Below are 17,998 nucleotides of genomic sequence, written 5' to 3' on the forward strand. Positions count from 1 at the left end.
AAAATTTGAGGGATATGCAAGCTGGTTAAGATTTTTTAGGGAATGCTGCCTGAAAAGAGGCAGTCCTTAAGGGAGGGGCGGCTTGTGACTTGGACAGTTTTTAGTTGGGGGACCTTCAGGCTGTTCTTGCTGAGTGGAGAATTCAAAGCTTCTTAGTACCGCTTCCCCGCTGTATCCAGCGATGATGGAAAGCAAAACTAGCTGAAAAGAGGATTGCGGTTCTGAGGAGAGAACGAGCATGATGGCCGCGATCGTTCCGACGGCAAAGTCTTCATAGAAGCCAAGATAAATAAAACGCTTCGTCATTCTCGGTTTTTCAAGACGCCCCCTTTTTTTTATGTGGCTCACAATCCCCATTATGCCTCCAATGATACTGGCAATTAAAAGTTGAGCTGTCAATTACACCACCATTCTTTCTTTTTTATTCTGGCAAAGCGGAATAAAAAATACAGACCGGCAGTCCCACGGGGATGGGAAAGGCTTTTTTATTTCCATTATATAAAATAAATGTTTATACCGCCTGATTAATTGGAATTATTTTCTATATCGAACAAATGTACTAATTAGAGAAGACCGACTTAAAACAGGAATTATGCTGGTTGATTTCCGCTGCAGGTGTCCGCTTTCCGCGTGGCGGCCAATGAGCCTTTTCAGCGCTCTGCGCCTGAGGGGTCTCACCTGTCCCGCTTCACCCGAAGGAGTCTCCCCCTTCCACTCCTATCAATTTAAAAAAGGTTTGTTAAAATCTGAGATCCTTTGTAAAAATAATGGAGTTTCACCTGACTTTTTCTCAGTAAGATTTATAACTGTATACGAAATAGGTACTTCACCTTCAGCCCAAAAATCTTTACCATTGTAGAAATCCAAACTTCCTTCTCCAAAATATTTTATAGGGGGTGCAACTGGCGCCATAATTCTCAACCAGCCCCCCATCAAAAAAAAGCCCAAGAAGGATCAAACATCCATCTCAGGCTTCTATTTACCCTTTTGCCGAATCGGCAGAAAAGTCTTCGTTTGTAAGGTATTTAATATGGCGGTCGTATACGATCGTAATGAAGAAGCTAATAACAAGCAGTCCGATCAGAACAGCGAACATGACCGGCATGTTGAACACGTCTACCAGAATTCCGCCGAGCAGCGGTCCCACCATTCTTCCGGCGGTTGCTGTACTGTTTACAAACCCCTGATAAAAGCCTTCTCTTCCTTTTGGGGCCAGGTCATTTGCGATGGTAGGCACAGCAGGCCATACAAGCATTTCTCCAATGGTCAAAATGATCATCGCGGCTAAGAATCCTGTGAATTCTTGAACTGAAGCGGCAATGACAAAGGACACCATGAAGATTCCCATACCGATCAGCATTTGGGATTTCAGTGTTCTGGCAAATCGCTTCACGAAAGCAGCAAGCAGCGGCTGGCCTAGAACAATCAATAAACCGTTAATGGTCCAGAGAAAGCTGTATTGCTTCAAATCAATATTCAAGGTTTGTGTGTGCGCTGCAATCGTAGACTGCCATTGCACGTAAGCTACCCAGCACAGCAGGTAGGCAACAGACAGCGTGGCAAGTGCTGTAAATTTGGTTCTGTCTTTTACAGCGGGCTTTTTGGTCACGACGGTTGAAGCATGAATGGTTTCCCCCTGAATATTTCGGTATCCGAAAAATGCCACCAAAAAAAAGAGCACATACAACAGGCCGTTCGCTGTAAAGATCCACTGAAAGGAAATCGATGCAACCAGCCCTCCTAAAGCAGATCCAATCGCTACTCCGGCATTCTGGGCCACATAAATCGCATTAAATGATTTTCTGCCTCCCTCAGGCCATACACTTCCAGCCATCGCATACATAGCGGGGAAAACAATCCCGGACCCGAATCCGATAACCGCAAGCAAAATAACATAATAAGGCCAGGAATGGAAGAAAATCATGACGATAAGAGCTGAAAGGGTAATCACAATTCCAAGCAAAATCGAGCGGAAACCTCCCATTTTGTCAAAAAGGACTCCCCCTGCAAGATTCCCGACGACGCTTGCCCCCGAGTTCAGCATTAGAACCAGTCCGGCCACAGTCAGAGATTTCCCCAGCTCTTCGTGTATATATATCGTATTAAGAGGCCATAAAAAAGAAGCCCCGGTTACATTAATGATCATCCCAATTACGAGAAGCCATAGGGAACGCGGCATACGAACCCCTCCTTCTATATAAATCTTTCTTTTCCACTAAGTAGTGTATGGGGTTTTGGCGCGTTTTTCAACAGAAGTTTACCGGAAAAGGAATTAAAAGACATTTCAGATAATTGGTTTGATAAATAATCCATTTAACAGAAAAAAACAGGCTGCACCCTGCTTACGTTTTTTCAAGATAATAGGCTTTAGTATGCATATGCTTGAATTGCATTCCTAAAGTATGGAATTCGCAATCGGATGGAAAAAAATCTATACTTAATAGATAGAGGGCAGCAAAAAGAAGAAAAGAAGGAATGCAACCGTGCAAAACAAAAAATGGTTTTCATTTCTGCTGACACTGCTTTACGCTGTAGCGGGAGGAATCCTATTTCAGCTTATTCATATGCCAATTCCATGGCTGATTGGTTCAATGGTCTTCGTTTTGGCCGGCTCAAAAGTCTATCAGCCTGTTCAACTCCATTGGCCCCAGCAGATACGAAATACCGGAATGATCATCATAGGATATACGATTGGATTATCCTTTACAATGGAGGCTTTGCAGCAAATCGGGCAGCAGCTTCCATCTATGATTCTGCTGACGGCACTTTTATTGCTCTTCTCTTCCATCATTGCTTTTACTATATCCAGACTATCCGGGATTTCTTTTCCCACAGCCTTAATGGGCAGTATCCCCGGCGGACTCAGTCAGATTGTTACGCTCGCTGAAGAAACGAAGGGAATAGACATTACGGCTGTCACCTTCCTGCAGGTTTCACGCCTTATGATGATTGTTTTCTTTGTTCCGCTGATTGTTTTCAGTCCGTTCATTTCCCAACCGGGAAGTAATCCGCTTGGACCTGCAGTAAACCATCCGGCAAGTTGGGACAAACTGTTCCCTCACATTTGGGTATTTGCTTTTATTTGTATAGCAGCTGCGCTGATCGGGAAAAAGGCAAAACTTCCGACAGCCTTCTTGCTTGGACCAATGATTGTGACGATTATTCTTAATCTATCAGGCTATGACGGACCGCCTCTCCCTCAGGGAATGCTGAACCTCTCCCAGCTGATGATCGGCGCTTATATCGGACTGATGCTGAAGCCTGAAAACTTAAAAAACAAGGGAAAGATGGTTATCCTCTCTTTCATGAGCGGCACCCTGCTGATTGCAGGCTCAATCGGCTTAAGTATTTTGCTTACAGCCCTCCACCCCGTTAATTTTGTGAGTGCGTTTTTAAGCCTTTCCCCAGGCGGTATGGACCAAATGGCGCTCATTGCAAGGGAAGTAAATGCGGATCTTTCCATCGTCGTCTGTTATCAGCTGTTCCGGATTTTGTTTATCTTCCTTGCCGTGCCCCCGCTGATCAGGGTTATTTTCAGGACTATACTAAAAAGCAGTCTCGCCTCAGAAGCGTCTAAAAGCAACGAACAAAAAACCAGTTAGGCTGCCCTAACTGGTTTTTTTCTTTCATAATGGTTAAATTTCGCGTCTTAAAGCAGACAGTACATCAATGTTCGTTGCCTTAACAGCCGGCCGGAGTCCCGAAAGAACCGCCACGCCAATACTGATGGCTGAAGCAATGAGCACAAGGGAAACCGGGATGTAGGAAATCTGCATATCGAAGCTTCCTTCTCCCCCTCCAGCTGTCGACTGCAGGATAAGGGGAACAATTTTATTTGCCGCCCAGCTTACACCGTAAGAAATGGCGACTCCGATCACAGAACCGGCAACCCCGATCCACGCACTTTCCATCAGGAATAACCGGCGGATCATGTTTGGCTGTGCACCAATGGCTTTCATGATGCCAATCTGCTGGGTGCGTTCCGTAACGGCCATTGTCATCGTATTGAAAATTCCAATGGAGGCAATCAGTACAGCAACCGTGCCAACGAAAATCAATCCGATTTTAAAGGCTGTAAAAAACAGATTGGTTCCTTCAAGCTGTTCAGTAATGGAAAATACCTGATATCCTTTTTCCTTGAGAGATTTTGTCAGCCCGTCCACCTGATCAATCGAAGAGGCGTACGCATTCACCTGGTTATAGGTCACCTCTTTATTCAGGTCAATGGGTGGATCGACAAGCGGGGCAAGTTCTTTCAACTTATTCTTTCCAATCATTACATTCGTATCTTCCATATAATCACGTGCTGGTTTTTTCGCAACTCCTGAAATGATGAACGAATAGGACTTTTCTTTGCCGTTTTCTGCTGTATAGATGAACGTTACTTCTTTATTAATTAAATCTCCCTTGTATCCGGCAGGCCTTTTTGCACTGGCCGGATCCGTGTTGTACTTTTCAAGCTGGAGCTTTTCTTCCTGTGATAAAAGCTGCTTTCCGAAGTGATAGCCGACCACGATTTCATTCGGCTTTTTCGGCATTCTGCCGCGGTCAAGAGATAAGTTTCCTTTTTTCTCTTCTTTCATATCAGTAATGATAGAAGTAAAATTCTCCCCGGTTCTCCCATCAAACTCCGCTTTGACCGGTACATTTATGATATTTCTTCTTACAACGGCCTTCACATGGTCCTCTTTTTCTATTTCCTTTATCATCTGATCATTGATTGGCCTTGAAGCATCTCCGTCCTGCTTTCCTGCAATCTGAACTTCGGTCAGGATCTGCTGCTTCTTGATTTCGTCTGTTACGGACTTTTGAAATCCAAAACCTACTGAAGCAAGGACAATCAAAAACGAACAGCCCATCGTTGTGGCTAGTATCGTCATAAATACCCGGAGGCGGTTCTTCTTAATATTTTGGCGGACAAACCCGATCTGATCTTTAAACTTCAACCGGAACACCCCCGTTCAGCAGAACCCCATCATGCAGATTAAAGCGCTTATGGCTGATTTCCGCCACTTCATCATCATGAGTAATGATAAAAAATGTAATTCCCTTTTCACGGTTAAGCTGCTGAATCAGGGCAAGAATTTCTTTTTCTGTCTCCGAATCCAGACTCCCCGTCGGCTCATCGGCAAGGATAATCTGCGGGTTCAAAATTAAGGCTCTTGCAATACTGACCCGCTGCTGCTGTCCGCCTGAAAGTTCATTCGGAAAATGATTCGCCTGTTCCAAAAGCCCGACCCGGCTGAGCATCTCATTTACTCTCATCTTCCGCTGCGCTGCACTTACACCCTTTAACGTTAATGGAAGAGCAATATTTTCAAAGGTTGAGAGGCTTGGGATTAGCTGAAAATTTTGAAAAATGAAACCGAAATTCTCCAGTCTAAACTCCGCCCACTGCTTTTCATTAAACGCTGTTACATCCTGCCCATTAATGAGAATACTGCCATCCACCGGCTTCATAAAGCCCGAAATCAAATTCAGAAGCGTTGATTTACCCGATCCGCTCCGTCCGACAATCGACGCGATTTCTCCTCTTTTTATATCCAGGGAAACTCCGGTAAGGACCGGAATCTCCCGCTCTTTGCCCTTCTTTCCCACAAAAAAGGAATGGGATAGGCTGCTGATCTGAATCATCTTGTACTCCCTCCCTTTTATCTTGCCTTTTTATAAATAAAAAAGTAGCCCAGGGCTGCTCCGAAAGCTGCACCTATTACTAACCCTGAAAAATAACCGACGAACGATTCATTGCCAACCATATATCCGAATCCCGCAAATCCGAACGTACCAAGGAAAAGCACGATGAGGAAAACAGGAAGATTGAGTTTCTTCCATAGAAAGAAATAGCCAGTTCTCTCAGCCGGGTGATAACGAAAAGTAAAATATCCCACTGCCGTATAAAGAATGGTCAGAAGAAGAGGAACAACAAAATCTCCATAACTCCCCTTATCTTGATATAGAAAGGTAGTGACCCCCGAGAAAAGACCCACACGTTCCATCAAACGATCGCTATAAATAACTGAAGCATCTCCAAACACTTCTAAATTCATCCCTACAACGGAAAAAACCAGTACAGGCAGCAAAAGCACACTCACCGCCACCAGCCCCTGAGCAAAGGATGTACCTGTCAAACACCCTGCTGCAAACACAAGAGTATAAATCATCACGGCAGATAGAAATGTATAAAAATAATACCTGGTCATACTTCCGTCAATAACAGCATCGGTAAAGAATAAAATACCTGAACTGATCAGATAGGAGATAGCCAGACCCGCAAAAATGGTCCCCAATCCTATCAGCCACTTCGTCCAAAAAATAGATCCTCTCGAATAGGGAAGAGATAAGGTGAAATCCATGCTGCCTCTTTGCTTTTCCGTTCCGATCTGGCTAATGGCGAGGATAAATGGAAGAATCATGACAAATCCGTTAAAACCAGTATCCATCAAACTGACATGAAAAACCTCATCACCGTATTTTAAATAGGCTGAATAAGAGTTTAAGAGCATCCAGGGCAAATAAATTATAAGAACAGCAGAAGTTGTAATAAGGCCTGTAATCGATTGCCTCATTTCCTTTAATAAGAGTCCGTTTGTTACCATCTGCGTTTCCCTCCAAACTTTGCAATAAACACTTCTTCCAGGCTGACCGGAAGCTCATTCCATATTCTAGGATTCAGCGACTTAAGCCAAAGTCTTTGTTCCTCATTCTTTTTCTCCAGCAAAACCGTATAAAACACACCCGTATGGTCGAGAACCGGCAGTCCCTTCTCACGGATTTCAAGATGATGATCCTGTTCAAAGGCAAGCTGCACCTTCAGATAATCTTCTTTGACATCCTCCATATCCACCATATTGGACACCGTATTATCTTCCAGAAAGGCAATCCGGCTGCAAATCCTTTCGATATCTTCGAGCCTGTGCGACGTGATCACAATCGCCGTATTATGATTCGCTACCTCATCAATCATCAATTCCAAAACATCATGCCTCGTCACCGCGTCAATTCCATCCGTCGGTTCATCCAGCAAAATCACTTCCGGCCTCATCGCAAACGCCATGATTAAAGCAAATTGCTTCTTCAATCCGGTTGACAGATCGCGGTATTTTTTCGTTTCCGATAAGTTGTAGCGATTCATCAATTCATTCGCATACGTTACATCAAAATCCGGGTACATCGGTTTTAAGATCCGGACGAGCTGTTTATAGTTATACCGCTCATAAAACCCATTCCGGATTGGGACATAGGTTATTTTTCTCTTCACATCCGGATGCTTTGCAATCGATTGATTATCGTATAAAATTTCTCCCGCATCAGGAAGAAGAATCTGCTGTATCAGCCTTAAAAGAGTCGTTTTTCCGGATCCGTTTCTCCCCAAAAGACCAAAAATCTCCCCGGCCTCAAGGCTGAATGAAACATCATCAAGAATGCTTTCCCCATTCATTCTCTTAGACAGGTTCCGTATTTCAAGCATCTTTCTTTCCCCCAACCTCTTTCTTAATTTCATCGATCCACTCATGGAGCTCGTTAATATCCACACCTGCGTATGCCGCATCGATAATCAAAGTTTTCAGCTGCTCCTTAAGCATCTCCATCTTCCCCTTATCCAGTTTGATTTTCACGTTTTCTGAAACAAACGTACCCCTGCCTCTAAGCGTTTCGATAATTCCTTCTCGTTCAAGCTCTTTGTAAGCCTTGCTGACTGTATTTGGATTCGCAATAATAATCGTTGCCAATTCACGAACAGATGGAAGTTTATCTCCCGGTTTAAGAGCTCCTTTTAAACACAGCTCCTTCATACTCTGAACCACCTGCTCATAAATCGGTGTCGAGCTGCGAGGATCAATTTGTATCATGATCTCCCTACTTTCTTAAATTGAATGAACTGTATTAGGTGTACTACAATAATTAATACACTTATTACAATATACAGCTGAAGAACATTTGTCAACGGTGATAGAGGATTTTTTTGTAAAAAATGAGGGAGAGAAGGATATCGCATACTTTTTTTTCGATGATGCCGGTCTGCGGGTGATTTTCTGGTGCCGCGGACATCGCACGCTTTTTCCGGTGTTCCCGGACATTGTTCCCGGACATCTCACCCTTTTTCCGATTGTTCCCGGACATCGCACCCTTTACCGGTGTTCCCGGACATTCTTCCCGGACATCGCACGCTTTTTCCGGTGTTCCCGGACATTGTTCCCGGACATCACACGCTTTTCCGGTGTTCCCGGACATTGTTCCCGGGCATCACATCCTTTTCGGGTCTTCCCGGACATTGTTCCCGGGCATCGCATGCTTTTCCGGTGTTCCCGGACATTCTTCCGGGACATCCTTCCCGGACATCGCACGTTTTTCCCGTGTTCCCGGACATTCTTCCCGGACATTGTTCCCGGACATCACACGTTTTCACGGCAATCCCGGACATCACACTCCCCTTCCACAACCAATCAATCCAAATAAAAAAGCACCTGCCAAGGTGCTTTTCCATTACTCCCGATCAAGCTGGATGTCATTTTCACTTTCGACGGTAACGTCCATATGGCCTTTTTCTTCGAGCTTTCTTTGCATTTCCATTGCCTCGGCTTCGCTGCCGAAAGCTGGGCCGTCAAATACACGTTCCCCTGTTTTTTTATCTGTATATTGCACAACGTACGTTTTCATCATTGTGATCGCCTCCTGTTATGTTCTTCCCCGTTTTTATTGAATAAAAACGGGGAAGGGTCAGGGAGCGCTTAGTTTTCAGGATGCTGCTTCGATTTAATGGGCTGGCCCTGTTTGGCATATTTTTGTTTTGCCTTTTCTACAGGGTCCAGTTCCTTTGAAAATTCAGTTTTCGTTTGACCGGCGATTTTGGTCTTCTGCTCCGGGTTGTTCTGGTCTGAACGGGTTGCCATGCTGGACAGCCTCCTTAATGTTTTTGCAGGATCATTTCGTTTTGAAGCTCCTGAAGCTGGAGTCTCATTCGGTATAGCTGTTCTTTTTGCTGATCATCACAGCTTAATGTTAGTTTATTTAGATCGTTTACAGCATTTTCAAGCATGGTTTGAGCTTCGGTGTATTCAATATCATGATAATGATTTTGCTTAGCGCCGCTCTCAAATTGCTGTTTGGCATAATTGTACGCATCGACGGATTTTTGCATATATTCTTCTACTGATTGACGGGTTGCCATTTGCCTCGCTCCTCTCATGGTTCAAGCTTTTTTAGGGTTTACCATGACAGCATGATTACACCCGAGAAAATTTGTCATTCCAAAAAGGGGCGTGATAAAATGGCAGAATGACAATAATTTATTCGGGAGGCTTTTCTGACTTGATTCAGTCCAACCCTTTTCCATATGCAAGTGATACAAAGCGGTATCACACCTGGAATTACCATTTGAAAAACACATTTGGCCATAAAGTATTTAAAGTTGCGCTTGATGGCGGATTTGATTGCCCGAACCGTGATGGGACGGTTGCTTTTGGCGGCTGTACGTTTTGCAGTGCCGCAGGTTCAGGGGACTTTGCCGGCAATCGGGCGGATGACCTCACGACTCAATTTCATGAAGTGAAATCAAAAATGCATCAAAAATGGAAAGACGGAAAGTATATGGCTTATTTTCAGGCTTACACCAATACCCATGCCCCGCTCGAGGTATTAAAGGAAAAGTTCGAAACCGTTCTCGGCTTTGAGAATGTTGTGGGACTATCCATCGCCACCAGACCTGATTGTCTTCCGGACGATGTGGTGGAGTATTTGGCGGAGCTCAATCAGCGCACTTACCTTTGGGTGGAGCTTGGCCTGCAGACCGTTCATGAACGCACGGCTCTCCTGATTAACCGGGCTCATGATTATCCTGCCTATGTGGAGGGAGTTAGTAAGCTGAGGAAGCATGGCATCCGGGTTTGCACCCATATTATTAACGGTCTTCCGCTCGAAGACAAAGATATGATGATGGAAACAGCCCTCGAGGTGGCGAAACTTGATGTTCAGGGAATTAAAATCCATCTTCTGCACCTTTTGAAAGGGACGCCGATGGTGAAACAGTTTGAGAAAGGAATGCTTGAATTTTTATCCTTTGATGATTATGTTCAGCTCGTCTGTGATCAGCTTGAAGTCATTCCCCCGGAAATGATTGTCCACCGGATTACCGGTGACGGGCCGATTGATTTAATGATCGGGCCGATGTGGAGTGTGAACAAGTGGTCGGTCTTAAACGCCATTGATGCAGAAATGGAACGGCGCGGCAGCTATCAGGGCCGACTGTTTCATGAAAAAGGAGCGGCTGCGAAATGATACTGACCAGAATCCTTCCTTTTTGCCGGAATTTATTATCAGAGGCCGTTCAGCCTGGCAGCATCGCGGTTGACGCGACAGCGGGAAACGGGCATGACTCGGTTTTCCTTGCAGCGCTTACGGGTGAAGAAGGGCATGTTTTCAGCTTTGACATTCAGCAAGAAGCGATTGACGCAACGAGGAGAAACCTCGAGGATAAAGGGTTAAGCAACAGGGTGACGCTTTTTCATAAAGGCCATGAGTTCGCAGAGGAGCTGATTCCTGATGAATATCACGGGAACATTTCAGGAGCGGTCTTTAATCTTGGCTATTTGCCTGGCGGGAATAAAGAAATCGTGACTTCCCCTGAAGGGACGATCGAGAGCATCAGGCAATTATTCCGGATGCTGAAGCCGGAAGGAATCATCGTTCTTGTTATTTACCATGGACATCCTGAAGGGAAATTGGAGAAACAGTCCGTCTTGGAATTTTTGCAAAGCCTTCCTCAGGAAGAGGCCCATGTGATGCAATATCAGTTCATCAATCAGAAAAACAATCCGCCTTTCATTTGTGCCATTGAAAAGCGTTAAACCGGCTATTTGGCCGGTTTTTTTTATTACGCTGGAGTCATTAAAGCCGCAGCAGAAGGCAGAAGATCCGAACCGGAAATGGGAAAGAAGATCAAACAGAACTTTCATTAATAACCCGTATAAATAGCTTCGCAAAATAAAATACTAATTTCGAGATTTCTTCGTTGACTTTCGACAATATCTGCCGTAATCTTAAAAAGTATTTTTTATATAAATTAAACCTATCAACTAACTGGGGGATTACAAAGATGAAAAAAATCTTTTCCATTCTTTTCATAGCAGCTGCTTTATTTGCATTAGCTGCATGCGGATCTAAAAAAGAAGAGAGCGCTGGCGATCTTTATGATCAGATTAAAGATAAAGGCGAGGTAACAATCGGAACGGAAGGTACATATGCACCCTTCACCTTTCATGATAAATCAGGAAAACTGACGGGCTTTGATGTAGAGATTGCCGAGGAAGTATTCAAGCGTCTGGATATCAAACCGAAATTCGTTGAAACAAAATGGGACGGCATGATCGCCGGTCTTGATTCCAAACGTTACGATATGGTTGCCAATGAAGTAGCCATTCGTCCTGAGCGCCTTGAAAAATACGATATGTCTGAACCTTATATCGTTTCTAAAGCTGTATTGATTGTAAAAGAAGATAACAATGAAATTAAATCACTGAAAGATTTGAAAGGCAAAAAAGTTGGACAGTCACTGGACAGCAACTACCGGAAAATTGCAGAGGAAAATGGCGCAACGAATACTGTGGTTGAAGGCTTCAACCAATCCATCGATTTGATTGCTGCCGGAAGAATCGATGCAACAATCAACGACAGCCTTTCCTACCTCGATTTAAAGAAACAGCGTCCTGAGCTTCCAATCAAGAAAGTGTATGAAGAACAAGAAGCAACAGAAAATGCGTTTCTTTTCCGCAAAGACAGCGGAAAACTGAAAGAAGAGGTCGACAAAGCTTTAGCAGAAATGAAAAAGGACGGCACTTACCTGAAGATCTCTGAAAAATGGTTCGGTACAGATGTCTCCAAGTAAAGGATTTGAGTGAATATGTTTGCCGATGAACGTTCACAGCGGATTATAGGGATTCTGACAGAATCCTTTTTTCCGCTTTTAAAAGCAGGAATTGCCTTTACCATTCCTTTGACTCTTATTACTTTTGCCCTTGGCTTGATTTTGGCATTCTTTGTAGCACTGGCACGAATGTCAAATATCAAAATTCTTACCGCGATATCAGGATTTTACGTGTGGATTTTCAGAGGGACACCGCTTCTCGTTCAGCTGTTTATTTTATTCTACGGGCTTGGCAGTGTTGGCATTACATTAGAACCCTTTACGGCAGCTGTTATCGGCTTCACCTTAAATAAGGGGGCTTACAGTTCGGAAATCATCCGTGCGGCCATTCTTTCTATTCCGAAAGGACAATGGGAAGCGGCCTATTCCATTAATATGACACGCTCACAGGCGATACGGAGAATTATTCTTCCGCAGGCAGTGCGGGTATCTATTCCTCCGCTTGGAAACTCGTTTATCAGTCTTGTAAAAGATACATCTCTCGCTGCCACCATTACCGTTACGGAAATGTTCCAGAAGTCCCAGCAAATCGCATCTGTATATTATGAACCTCTATGGATGTACATTGAAGTCGCGTTTATTTACCTCATCTTCAGTACCGTGCTAACCTGGCTGCAATCCAAACTGGAGCACCGCTATGAACGCGGAATTGCTAAATAAGGAGGAGCCGGCATGATAAAAATGGATAAACTTTATAAACGCTTCGGCGATCTGGAAGTGTTAAAAGGAATTGATCTAACCATTGAAAAAGGACAAACCGCTGTCATCATCGGTCCTTCCGGTTCAGGGAAAACCACGCTTCTCCGCTGCCTGAATCTGCTGGAAGTTCCGGATTCAGGTACCATTCAGCTTGGAACGGAGACCATTCATTTTGCTGAAAAGCAAAAGCTCCGCTCGAACGTGACGGCTGCCTTCAGAAAGCAAACCGGGATGGTTTTTCAAAACTATAACCTTTTCCCCCATCTGACTGCTGTGCAAAACGTGATGGAGGGTCAGGTGACGGTGAAGGGAATTTCGAAAGAAGAAGCACGTAAGCAAGCATTGCTTCAGCTGGAAAAAGTAGGACTGCTGGAGAGAGCAGACATGTACCCTCACCAATTATCAGGGGGGCAGCAGCAGCGTGTAGGGATAGCGAGAGCCATGGCAATGGACCCCGATGTGCTCCTTTTTGATGAACCAACCTCTGCACTTGATCCGGAGCTCGTGGGAGAAGTTCTGAAAGTCATGAAAAACCTGGCCAATGAAGGAATGACCATGGTGATTGTGACGCATGAAATGAATTTTGCGAGAGATGCCGCTGATTTGGTCATCTTTATGGATGAAGGGGTTGTCGCTGAAGCAGGGTCCCCCCAAGCAGTATTTGACGAGACCCAAAACGCACGTACCCTTCAGTTCCTGAATAAAGTTCAGTCGAATGGATAAAAAAAAGCTGCAGAAGCGATTTCTGCAGCTTTTTATGTGCCCTGGGCCGTCATTTTTTGATAGGTCCGATACGCCCTGCCGTTCAAATAGAAGAAAAGCGATGTTCCTCCTCCTCTTCTTAAAAGCGTGCGGGCAAGTTTGTTCAGTTCTTTCCTTGATGTCACTTTTTGATCGGACAAATATACGCCAAGAAGTCCTCTGTTGATTAGCTTGTGAAAGCCTTCGTGGGGAATTCCCTTCAGGCTGCTGTCCGCTTTTTCGATGAAATGCTTTAGACGCTTCATCATGCTTTCTTCTGTCGGATAGTAGCTGCAAAAGTTCAAATCCCCTCCGGCGCGGTCTTCTTCCTGGTCAATTAAGTAGTCCAGGAGGATATGTAGCCCCTGTACATATGGGAAATAGCTGTCCCTGATTTGTTTCGCCAGTCTCTGATCGAATGAATTCTGGAATCCATAGGCAACGAGACAAAAGATTCCGAGTGTCGAACCGCTGCATGCAGAAAACTCGTACCATTCCATTTCAGGCAGGGTGCCCCGATGCCGTTCAAACCATGTTTCAAGACGTGGAACCCGCTCATCTTCCTTAACATGCTTGTGAACCTGAAGATCGCAGTAATAGCCTGACAGTTCAAGCAGGGTCCCTTTGATCTGAGGGTAATCTTCCATTTCGCCAAGGAGTCGTTGGCAGGTGGATACAAGATCATGCAAATAGCCGCCGTCATTCTGATCCTCACGGAAGAAATAGTAATTTTTCAATTCAGCCCCGCATGTGAGGGCGTCCGGCATGGATTGATGGAGCATGCTGAAATCATCCGGATCAAGCGACGTGCTCCGGTCGCACAAATTGTCCAAATAATCACTTATGGTCTGATAGGCCACAATAAACTCAATGCACTTTTTCATATTCGATCCGGCCAGAATCGAAAGAATACTGCCTCCCTCACAATGGAAGGATTTATCATTGATGCTTGCAAGCGCCTGGTTCCTTAATTCTGTGTTCGGGATGGCTTCGGCTTTCCTCTTCCACTCCCTCAAATTGTGGTGTACATGGGGAAATACTTGTTTATAAACCTTTTTCATTAACGAAAAAGGAGTCGTCGGGATTGTCATGTCGATTCACTCCAATTTTCTGCAGGAAGGTCCGGAAGGTGGTATTCGGCAAAAGCGAGCGCCATCTTAAATACCTGGTCCCTTTCAGGCTCATTAAAGATTTCATGGTAGAATCCCTTCCACTCTTTATACGATTTTTCAGATGAATCGAGGCGATTAAACCATGATTTAACTGCCGTCTTATCCACTATTTTATCATCCCCGCCCTGCATGACAAGGAGGGGGACATCAGGAAATGTATGCTGCTTATCATTTGCCTGGTGTACAGCATGAATAAGTTCCCTGTACCAGCGTATCGATACTTTGGTTACATACAAGGAGTCATTTTCATCAATCTCAATGACAGACTTGTTCCGTGTCGCCATTTCAATGCTTAAATTCGATTTTAACAGAAGCGCGGGCGTTACGATATTTAATCCTCTTGATACGGCATCCAATGCCGCGTTCGGTTTGTGAATTAAGCCAAGACACGGCGATGAGAGAATGACACCTGCCAGATTATGTTCTTTTTCCTGAAGCGCTCTGATGGCAATCAGGCCCCCCATGCTGTGTCCGAGGAGGAAAAGCGGCAAATCATATTTATCCGCTTCTGTCAGCCACCTGTTCAATTCCGTTATGTATTCACTAAAGGACTGGATATGCCCTCTTCTTCTTGTTGAGGTTCCCTGTCCGGGAAGATCTCCCATTATGACGTGATATCCCGCACATCTCCACATTTCAATCAGCCATTTATAGCGTCTGTGATGCTCAGCAGCGCCATGAACCATGACGATGACTCCTTTTGGCCGTTCTGCTTCCCATTTCCACATAAGAATCCCTCCATTTCCCAAAAATCTTTCCTTCCGTCCTTACAAGCGATGTTCATTTTATTATAATGGAATTAGAATTCCCTAATTACGCGAAAGGATGTTCAGCAAATGATCTATTCATACAAACAATTCACTCCAGATATTTCTGAAACAGCTTTTATTGCAGATTATGTAACGATTTCCGGCGATGTGAAAATCGGTGAAGAATCAAGTATATGGTTTAACACGGTTATCCGGGGCGATGTTTCACCAACCATTATTGGAAAACGGGTAAACGTTCAGGACCAGTGCTGCCTCCATCAAAGCCCGAACCGTCCGCTCATTATTGAGGATGATGTCACTATTGGACATCAGGTCATTCTCCACAGCTCTATTATTCGCAAGAACGCGCTGATCGGGATGGGCTCCCTTATCCTCGACGGAGCTGAAATTGGCGAAGGGGCTTTTATCGGTGCGGGCAGCCTCGTTCCTCCGGGAAAAAAGATTCCCCCGCATTCCCTTGCATTCGGCAGACCGGCGAAGGTCATAAGGCCCCTCAATGAAGAAGATGTGAAGGACATGGCGCGTATCCGCAGAGAATACACGGAAAAAGCGCAAATTTACAAACAGTCATCTCCAATAAAATAGGGGAGTATATTTATCTTATCACGGCAGCGCATCATCTCAAAAGGATGATGCCCTCCCGGTTAAGAGGAAACAATCAGGACAGCTCCATACAGACTCTCAAAGAGAATGGTTGAACACGTCTTTTAGGATATTGGTGCGTCTTTAAGGAATTGAAAAAAATATATTGAATTTCTTTACAATTCCTTATTACTGACTAAATAATTCTAAATTAAAATAGGGATTAAGCCTTTTGTAAAGGAGCCATGTGCTTATATGAAAACGAAACTGATTGCAAACATGTACGATTTCGAATGCAGAATCTTCCGCAGCGTCAACAGACACTTCGACCGGAAATTACTCAACATGTACTTCCGCAATATTACACATGCCGGCGGCGCATCTTTTACCATCCTCGTGTGTATAGCCATGTTTTTCTTTACGCACGGCCCTGTCAAATGGGTGGCGCTTGCCAGTGCTGCTTCACTTGCCATCAGCCATATTCCCGTTGCCATTGTCAAAAAAATGTATCCAAGGAAGCGCCCGTATATTTCCCTGCTGGAAACAAAAGTACCCGCCAATCCGCTGGAAGATCATTCATTTCCTTCGGGCCATACGACAGCCATATTTTCTGTTATTATTCCATTTTTACTTTTCATGCCAAGTCTCTCCGTGATTCTGATTCCTTTGGGTATAAGTGTGGGTCTTTCCCGTATCTATCTTGGTCTTCATTATCCTTCTGATGTGCTCGCCGGCTGTCTGCTCGGCACATCGACAAGCATCATGACGTTCATGATGGTCAGCAAGTGGCTTCCGAATTTGCTTCACTTTTCCTGATTATTCGGTTCGACTTTAAAGTCTGGAGGGATTCGATGAAAATCGCGTTGTTTACGGATACGTATGCTCCTGATGTTAATGGAGTAGCCCGGACATTAAAACGGTTCACAGACTATCTTGAAGCGAATGGCCATGAATATCGGGTTTTTGCGCCTGAAAGCACAAAAGAAAGCCGGTTTTCCAGTCATATCCACCGTTTTTCAAGCTTTCCTTTCTTTTTATACCCTGAGTGCCGCGTCGCGTGGCCCAATATGCTCCAGGTAAAAGGAGAGCTCCAAAAATTCCAGCCTGATCTCGTTCATATAGCAACGCCGTTCAACATCGGTTTTTGCGGCATGCATTATGCAAAAAAATTAAACATTCCCATTGTCGGCTCGTATCATACTGATTTTGACCAGTATCTGGAATATTACGACCTGCAGTTCTTCTCGAAAATCCTTTGGAAATACATGCACTGGTTTCACAGGCCTTTTAAAAAGCTGTTTGTTCCCTCCCCTGAAACGATGGAACAGCTGAAAAATCAAGGATTTCCCAATTTGAAAATATGGGGCAGAGGTGTGGACTGTTCCATGTTTTCTCCGCGCCTCGACGGTTTTGATGCGCACGAACATTACCATATAAAGGAGCCGTTTATCCTCTCTTATGCCGGACGCCTTGCTCCAGAGAAAGACATCCAGACACTGATGGCCATTGCCAAAAGGCTTCCCGAGCATTTACGGGAAAAAGTACATTTTCTGATTATCGGAGACGGTCCCTCAAAGGTTGAAATGATGAAGGATGCACCGGATAACATGACGTTTGCCGGGTATGTCAGCGGACGAAACCTTGCGAAACTTTATGCTTCATCTGATCTTTTTGTTTTCCCTTCCCCTACAGAAACCTTTGGGAATGTCGTACTGGAATCCCTGGCGTGCGGAACACCAGTCATTGGTGCAAATTCCGGGGGTGTCAAGAATATACTGTCAGAAGGAAAAAACGGTCTGCTCGTCGAGCCTCGTAATCCGGACGCATTCATTGAAGCGATTTCTTCATTGGTAGGCAATCATCGTCTTCGAGAGGAAATGTCCCGTCATGCGAGAGCCTACGCACTGACTCAAACGTGGAATCAGATTTTTGATGGCCTGCTGCATGATTATGAGGAGGTCATCGTCCATCCGGAAGAAGTCCGTTACGCTTAAATGAACAAAAGCGCAGGTGCCTTGAAGGAATAAAGTTCTGATAAGTGCGCGACGTCCTGTCGCAACGCCCAACTGATCCGCTTCATGCGGGCCTCCGACAACTTGAGGGGCCAGGCTCAT

24 protein-coding genes are annotated in these 17,998 nt (G+C 44.7%); 9 read left to right on the forward strand and 15 right to left on the reverse strand.

What is annotated here, in order from left to right; all coding sequences use genetic code 11:
* Nucleotides 1-66: 66 nt before the first annotated feature.
* The 3 genes from CEF21_RS17530 to CEF21_RS17540 form a co-directional block, all read right to left on the reverse strand.
* Nucleotides 67-399, reverse strand: coding sequence for a DUF4257 domain-containing protein (locus tag CEF21_RS17530; protein ID WP_123918622.1), 333 nt, complete (start codon nucleotides 397-399; stop codon nucleotides 67-69).
* 321 nt (nucleotides 400-720) lie between these two features.
* On the reverse strand, nucleotides 721-912 hold the full coding sequence (locus CEF21_RS17535) for a hypothetical protein (protein ID WP_123918624.1): 192 nt from the start codon (nucleotides 910-912) through the stop codon (nucleotides 721-723).
* 67 nt (nucleotides 913-979) lie between these two features.
* Nucleotides 980-2,179, reverse strand: a complete 1,200-nt coding sequence (locus CEF21_RS17540) for an MDR family MFS transporter (protein ID WP_123918626.1) — start codon at nucleotides 2,177-2,179, stop codon at nucleotides 980-982.
* Between the two features lie 304 nt (nucleotides 2,180-2,483).
* On the opposite strand from CEF21_RS17540, the gene CEF21_RS17545 reads away from it, so the two are divergent.
* Nucleotides 2,484-3,602: an AbrB family transcriptional regulator gene (locus CEF21_RS17545; RefSeq protein WP_123918628.1), complete on the forward strand. Its 1,119-nt coding sequence runs from the start codon at nucleotides 2,484-2,486 to the stop codon at nucleotides 3,600-3,602.
* A gap of 33 nt (nucleotides 3,603-3,635) precedes the next feature.
* On the opposite strand, the gene CEF21_RS17550 is transcribed toward CEF21_RS17545, so the two are convergent.
* The 10 genes from CEF21_RS17550 to CEF21_RS17590 all read right to left on the reverse strand — a co-directional run bounded on the left by CEF21_RS17550 (nucleotide 3,636) and on the right by CEF21_RS17590 (nucleotide 9,169).
* The gene (locus CEF21_RS17550) at nucleotides 3,636-4,946 is read right to left on the reverse strand and encodes an ABC transporter permease (protein ID WP_123918630.1); all 1,311 of its coding nucleotides are present in this window, start codon (nucleotides 4,944-4,946) and stop codon (nucleotides 3,636-3,638) included.
* On the reverse strand, nucleotides 4,936-5,634 hold the full coding sequence (locus CEF21_RS17555) for an ABC transporter ATP-binding protein (protein ID WP_123918632.1): 699 nt from the start codon (nucleotides 5,632-5,634) through the stop codon (nucleotides 4,936-4,938). The genes CEF21_RS17550 and CEF21_RS17555 overlap by 11 nt, the downstream gene beginning before the upstream one ends.
* 17 nt (nucleotides 5,635-5,651) lie before the next feature.
* Nucleotides 5,652-6,596 carry an ABC transporter permease subunit gene (locus CEF21_RS17560; protein ID WP_123918634.1) on the reverse strand — a complete coding sequence of 315 codons (945 nt, stop codon included), beginning with the start codon at nucleotides 6,594-6,596 and terminating at the stop codon, nucleotides 5,652-5,654.
* A complete protein-coding gene (locus CEF21_RS17565; protein WP_123918636.1) occupies nucleotides 6,590-7,468 on the reverse strand; it encodes an ATP-binding cassette domain-containing protein in 879 nt (292 codons plus the stop codon). The genes CEF21_RS17560 and CEF21_RS17565 overlap by 7 nt, the downstream gene beginning before the upstream one ends.
* Entirely contained in the window at nucleotides 7,461-7,850 is a 390-nt protein-coding gene (locus tag CEF21_RS17570; RefSeq protein ID WP_123918638.1) for a GntR family transcriptional regulator, read from the reverse strand. Before CEF21_RS17570 ends, CEF21_RS17565 begins: the two co-directional genes overlap by 8 nt.
* Nucleotides 7,851-7,941: 91 nt before the next feature.
* Nucleotides 7,942-8,232, reverse strand: a complete 291-nt coding sequence (locus CEF21_RS17575) for a hypothetical protein (protein WP_123918640.1) — start codon at nucleotides 8,230-8,232, stop codon at nucleotides 7,942-7,944.
* A complete protein-coding gene (locus CEF21_RS17580; RefSeq protein WP_123918642.1) occupies nucleotides 8,204-8,422 on the reverse strand; it encodes a hypothetical protein in 219 nt (72 codons plus the stop codon). The genes CEF21_RS17575 and CEF21_RS17580 overlap by 29 nt, the downstream gene beginning before the upstream one ends.
* A 62-nt stretch (nucleotides 8,423-8,484) precedes the next feature.
* Nucleotides 8,485-8,661, reverse strand: coding sequence for a hypothetical protein (locus CEF21_RS21395; RefSeq protein ID WP_164462236.1), 177 nt, complete (start codon nucleotides 8,659-8,661; stop codon nucleotides 8,485-8,487).
* A 68-nt stretch (nucleotides 8,662-8,729) separates the two neighbouring features.
* A complete protein-coding gene (locus tag CEF21_RS17585; RefSeq protein WP_123918644.1) occupies nucleotides 8,730-8,891 on the reverse strand; it encodes a glycogen biosynthesis protein GlgD in 162 nt (53 codons plus the stop codon).
* A gap of 14 nt (nucleotides 8,892-8,905) precedes the next feature.
* On the reverse strand, nucleotides 8,906-9,169 hold the full coding sequence (locus CEF21_RS17590) for a YtzC family protein (RefSeq protein WP_123918646.1): 264 nt from the start codon (nucleotides 9,167-9,169) through the stop codon (nucleotides 8,906-8,908).
* 140 nt (nucleotides 9,170-9,309) lie between these two features.
* Between CEF21_RS17590 and mnmL the strand changes: the two genes are divergently transcribed.
* The 5 genes from mnmL to CEF21_RS17615 all read left to right on the forward strand — a co-directional run bounded on the left by mnmL (nucleotide 9,310) and on the right by CEF21_RS17615 (nucleotide 13,342).
* Nucleotides 9,310-10,275, forward strand: coding sequence for a tRNA modification radical SAM protein MnmL/YtqA (gene mnmL / locus CEF21_RS17595; RefSeq protein WP_123918648.1), 966 nt, complete (start codon nucleotides 9,310-9,312; stop codon nucleotides 10,273-10,275).
* The gene (mnmM, locus tag CEF21_RS17600) at nucleotides 10,272-10,844 is read left to right on the forward strand and encodes a tRNA 5-(aminomethyl)-2-thiouridylate-methyltransferase MnmM (RefSeq protein ID WP_123918650.1); all 573 of its coding nucleotides are present in this window, start codon (nucleotides 10,272-10,274) and stop codon (nucleotides 10,842-10,844) included. Before mnmL ends, mnmM begins: the two co-directional genes overlap by 4 nt.
* A gap of 248 nt (nucleotides 10,845-11,092) precedes the next feature.
* Nucleotides 11,093-11,881, forward strand: a complete 789-nt coding sequence (locus CEF21_RS17605) for an amino acid ABC transporter substrate-binding protein (RefSeq protein ID WP_123918652.1) — start codon at nucleotides 11,093-11,095, stop codon at nucleotides 11,879-11,881.
* Between the two features lie 15 nt (nucleotides 11,882-11,896).
* Nucleotides 11,897-12,580 (forward strand): amino acid ABC transporter permease, encoded by a 684-nt coding sequence (locus tag CEF21_RS17610; protein ID WP_123918654.1) that lies wholly within the window; start codon nucleotides 11,897-11,899, stop codon nucleotides 12,578-12,580.
* Nucleotides 12,581-12,592: 12 nt separating this feature from the next.
* The gene (locus CEF21_RS17615) at nucleotides 12,593-13,342 is read left to right on the forward strand and encodes an amino acid ABC transporter ATP-binding protein (protein ID WP_123918656.1); all 750 of its coding nucleotides are present in this window, start codon (nucleotides 12,593-12,595) and stop codon (nucleotides 13,340-13,342) included.
* A gap of 32 nt (nucleotides 13,343-13,374) precedes the next feature.
* On the opposite strand, the gene CEF21_RS17620 is transcribed toward CEF21_RS17615, so the two are convergent.
* Complete coding sequence (locus CEF21_RS17620; RefSeq protein ID WP_123918658.1) at nucleotides 13,375-14,451, reverse strand: tetraprenyl-beta-curcumene synthase family protein; 1,077 nt, start codon at nucleotides 14,449-14,451, stop codon at nucleotides 13,375-13,377.
* A complete protein-coding gene (locus CEF21_RS17625) occupies nucleotides 14,448-15,260 on the reverse strand; it encodes an alpha/beta hydrolase (RefSeq protein WP_123918660.1) in 813 nt (270 codons plus the stop codon). Before CEF21_RS17625 ends, CEF21_RS17620 begins: the two co-directional genes overlap by 4 nt.
* 108 nt (nucleotides 15,261-15,368) lie before the next feature.
* On the opposite strand from CEF21_RS17625, the gene CEF21_RS17630 reads away from it, so the two are divergent.
* The 3 genes from CEF21_RS17630 (at nucleotide 15,369) to CEF21_RS17640 (ending at nucleotide 17,878) form a co-directional block, all read left to right on the forward strand.
* Nucleotides 15,369-15,887, forward strand: a complete 519-nt coding sequence (locus tag CEF21_RS17630) for a gamma carbonic anhydrase (RefSeq protein WP_123918662.1) — start codon at nucleotides 15,369-15,371, stop codon at nucleotides 15,885-15,887.
* Between the two features lie 252 nt (nucleotides 15,888-16,139).
* On the forward strand, nucleotides 16,140-16,700 hold the full coding sequence (locus CEF21_RS17635; RefSeq protein ID WP_123918664.1) for a phosphatase PAP2 family protein: 561 nt from the start codon (nucleotides 16,140-16,142) through the stop codon (nucleotides 16,698-16,700).
* 35 nt (nucleotides 16,701-16,735) lie between these two features.
* Entirely contained in the window at nucleotides 16,736-17,878 is a 1,143-nt protein-coding gene (locus tag CEF21_RS17640; RefSeq protein ID WP_123918666.1) for a glycosyltransferase family 4 protein, read from the forward strand.
* Nucleotides 17,879-17,998 lie beyond the last annotated feature (120 nt).

It is taken from the genome of Bacillus sp. FJAT-42376 (assembly GCF_003816055.1).
Taxonomy (GTDB): Bacteria; Bacillota; Bacilli; order Bacillales; family Bacillaceae; genus Metabacillus_B.

Coding starts and splice junctions, on each gene's coding strand:
- CEF21_RS17535 (WP_123918624.1), bottom strand. CDS start 912: ATGGCGCCAGTTGCACCCCCTATAAAATATTTTGGAGAAGGAAGTTTG.
- CEF21_RS17540 (WP_123918626.1), bottom strand. CDS start 2,179: ATGCCGCGTTCCCTATGGCTTCTCGTAATTGGGATGATCATTAATGTA.
- CEF21_RS17555 (WP_123918632.1), bottom strand. CDS start 5,634: ATGATTCAGATCAGCAGCCTATCCCATTCCTTTTTTGTGGGAAAGAAG.
- CEF21_RS17560 (WP_123918634.1), bottom strand. CDS start 6,596: ATGGTAACAAACGGACTCTTATTAAAGGAAATGAGGCAATCGATTACA.
- CEF21_RS17565 (WP_123918636.1), bottom strand. CDS start 7,468: ATGCTTGAAATACGGAACCTGTCTAAGAGAATGAATGGGGAAAGCATT.
- CEF21_RS17570 (WP_123918638.1), bottom strand. CDS start 7,850: ATGATACAAATTGATCCTCGCAGCTCGACACCGATTTATGAGCAGGTG.
- CEF21_RS17575 (WP_123918640.1), bottom strand. CDS start 8,232: ATGTCCGGGAACACCGGAAAAGCGTGTGATGTCCGGGAACAATGTCCG.
- CEF21_RS17580 (WP_123918642.1), bottom strand. CDS start 8,422: ATGTCCGGGATTGCCGTGAAAACGTGTGATGTCCGGGAACAATGTCCG.
- CEF21_RS21395 (WP_164462236.1), bottom strand. CDS start 8,661: ATGATGAAAACGTACGTTGTGCAATATACAGATAAAAAAACAGGGGAA.
- CEF21_RS17585 (WP_123918644.1), bottom strand. CDS start 8,891: ATGGCAACCCGTTCAGACCAGAACAACCCGGAGCAGAAGACCAAAATC.
- CEF21_RS17590 (WP_123918646.1), bottom strand. CDS start 9,169: ATGGCAACCCGTCAATCAGTAGAAGAATATATGCAAAAATCCGTCGAT.
- mnmM (WP_123918650.1), top strand. CDS start 10,272: ATGATACTGACCAGAATCCTTCCTTTTTGCCGGAATTTATTATCAGAG.
- CEF21_RS17605 (WP_123918652.1), top strand. CDS start 11,093: ATGAAAAAAATCTTTTCCATTCTTTTCATAGCAGCTGCTTTATTTGCA.
- CEF21_RS17610 (WP_123918654.1), top strand. CDS start 11,897: ATGTTTGCCGATGAACGTTCACAGCGGATTATAGGGATTCTGACAGAA.
- CEF21_RS17615 (WP_123918656.1), top strand. CDS start 12,593: ATGATAAAAATGGATAAACTTTATAAACGCTTCGGCGATCTGGAAGTG.
- CEF21_RS17620 (WP_123918658.1), bottom strand. CDS start 14,451: ATGACAATCCCGACGACTCCTTTTTCGTTAATGAAAAAGGTTTATAAA.
- CEF21_RS17625 (WP_123918660.1), bottom strand. CDS start 15,260: ATGTGGAAATGGGAAGCAGAACGGCCAAAAGGAGTCATCGTCATGGTT.
- CEF21_RS17630 (WP_123918662.1), top strand. CDS start 15,369: ATGATCTATTCATACAAACAATTCACTCCAGATATTTCTGAAACAGCT.
- CEF21_RS17635 (WP_123918664.1), top strand. CDS start 16,140: ATGAAAACGAAACTGATTGCAAACATGTACGATTTCGAATGCAGAATC.
- CEF21_RS17640 (WP_123918666.1), top strand. CDS start 16,736: ATGAAAATCGCGTTGTTTACGGATACGTATGCTCCTGATGTTAATGGA.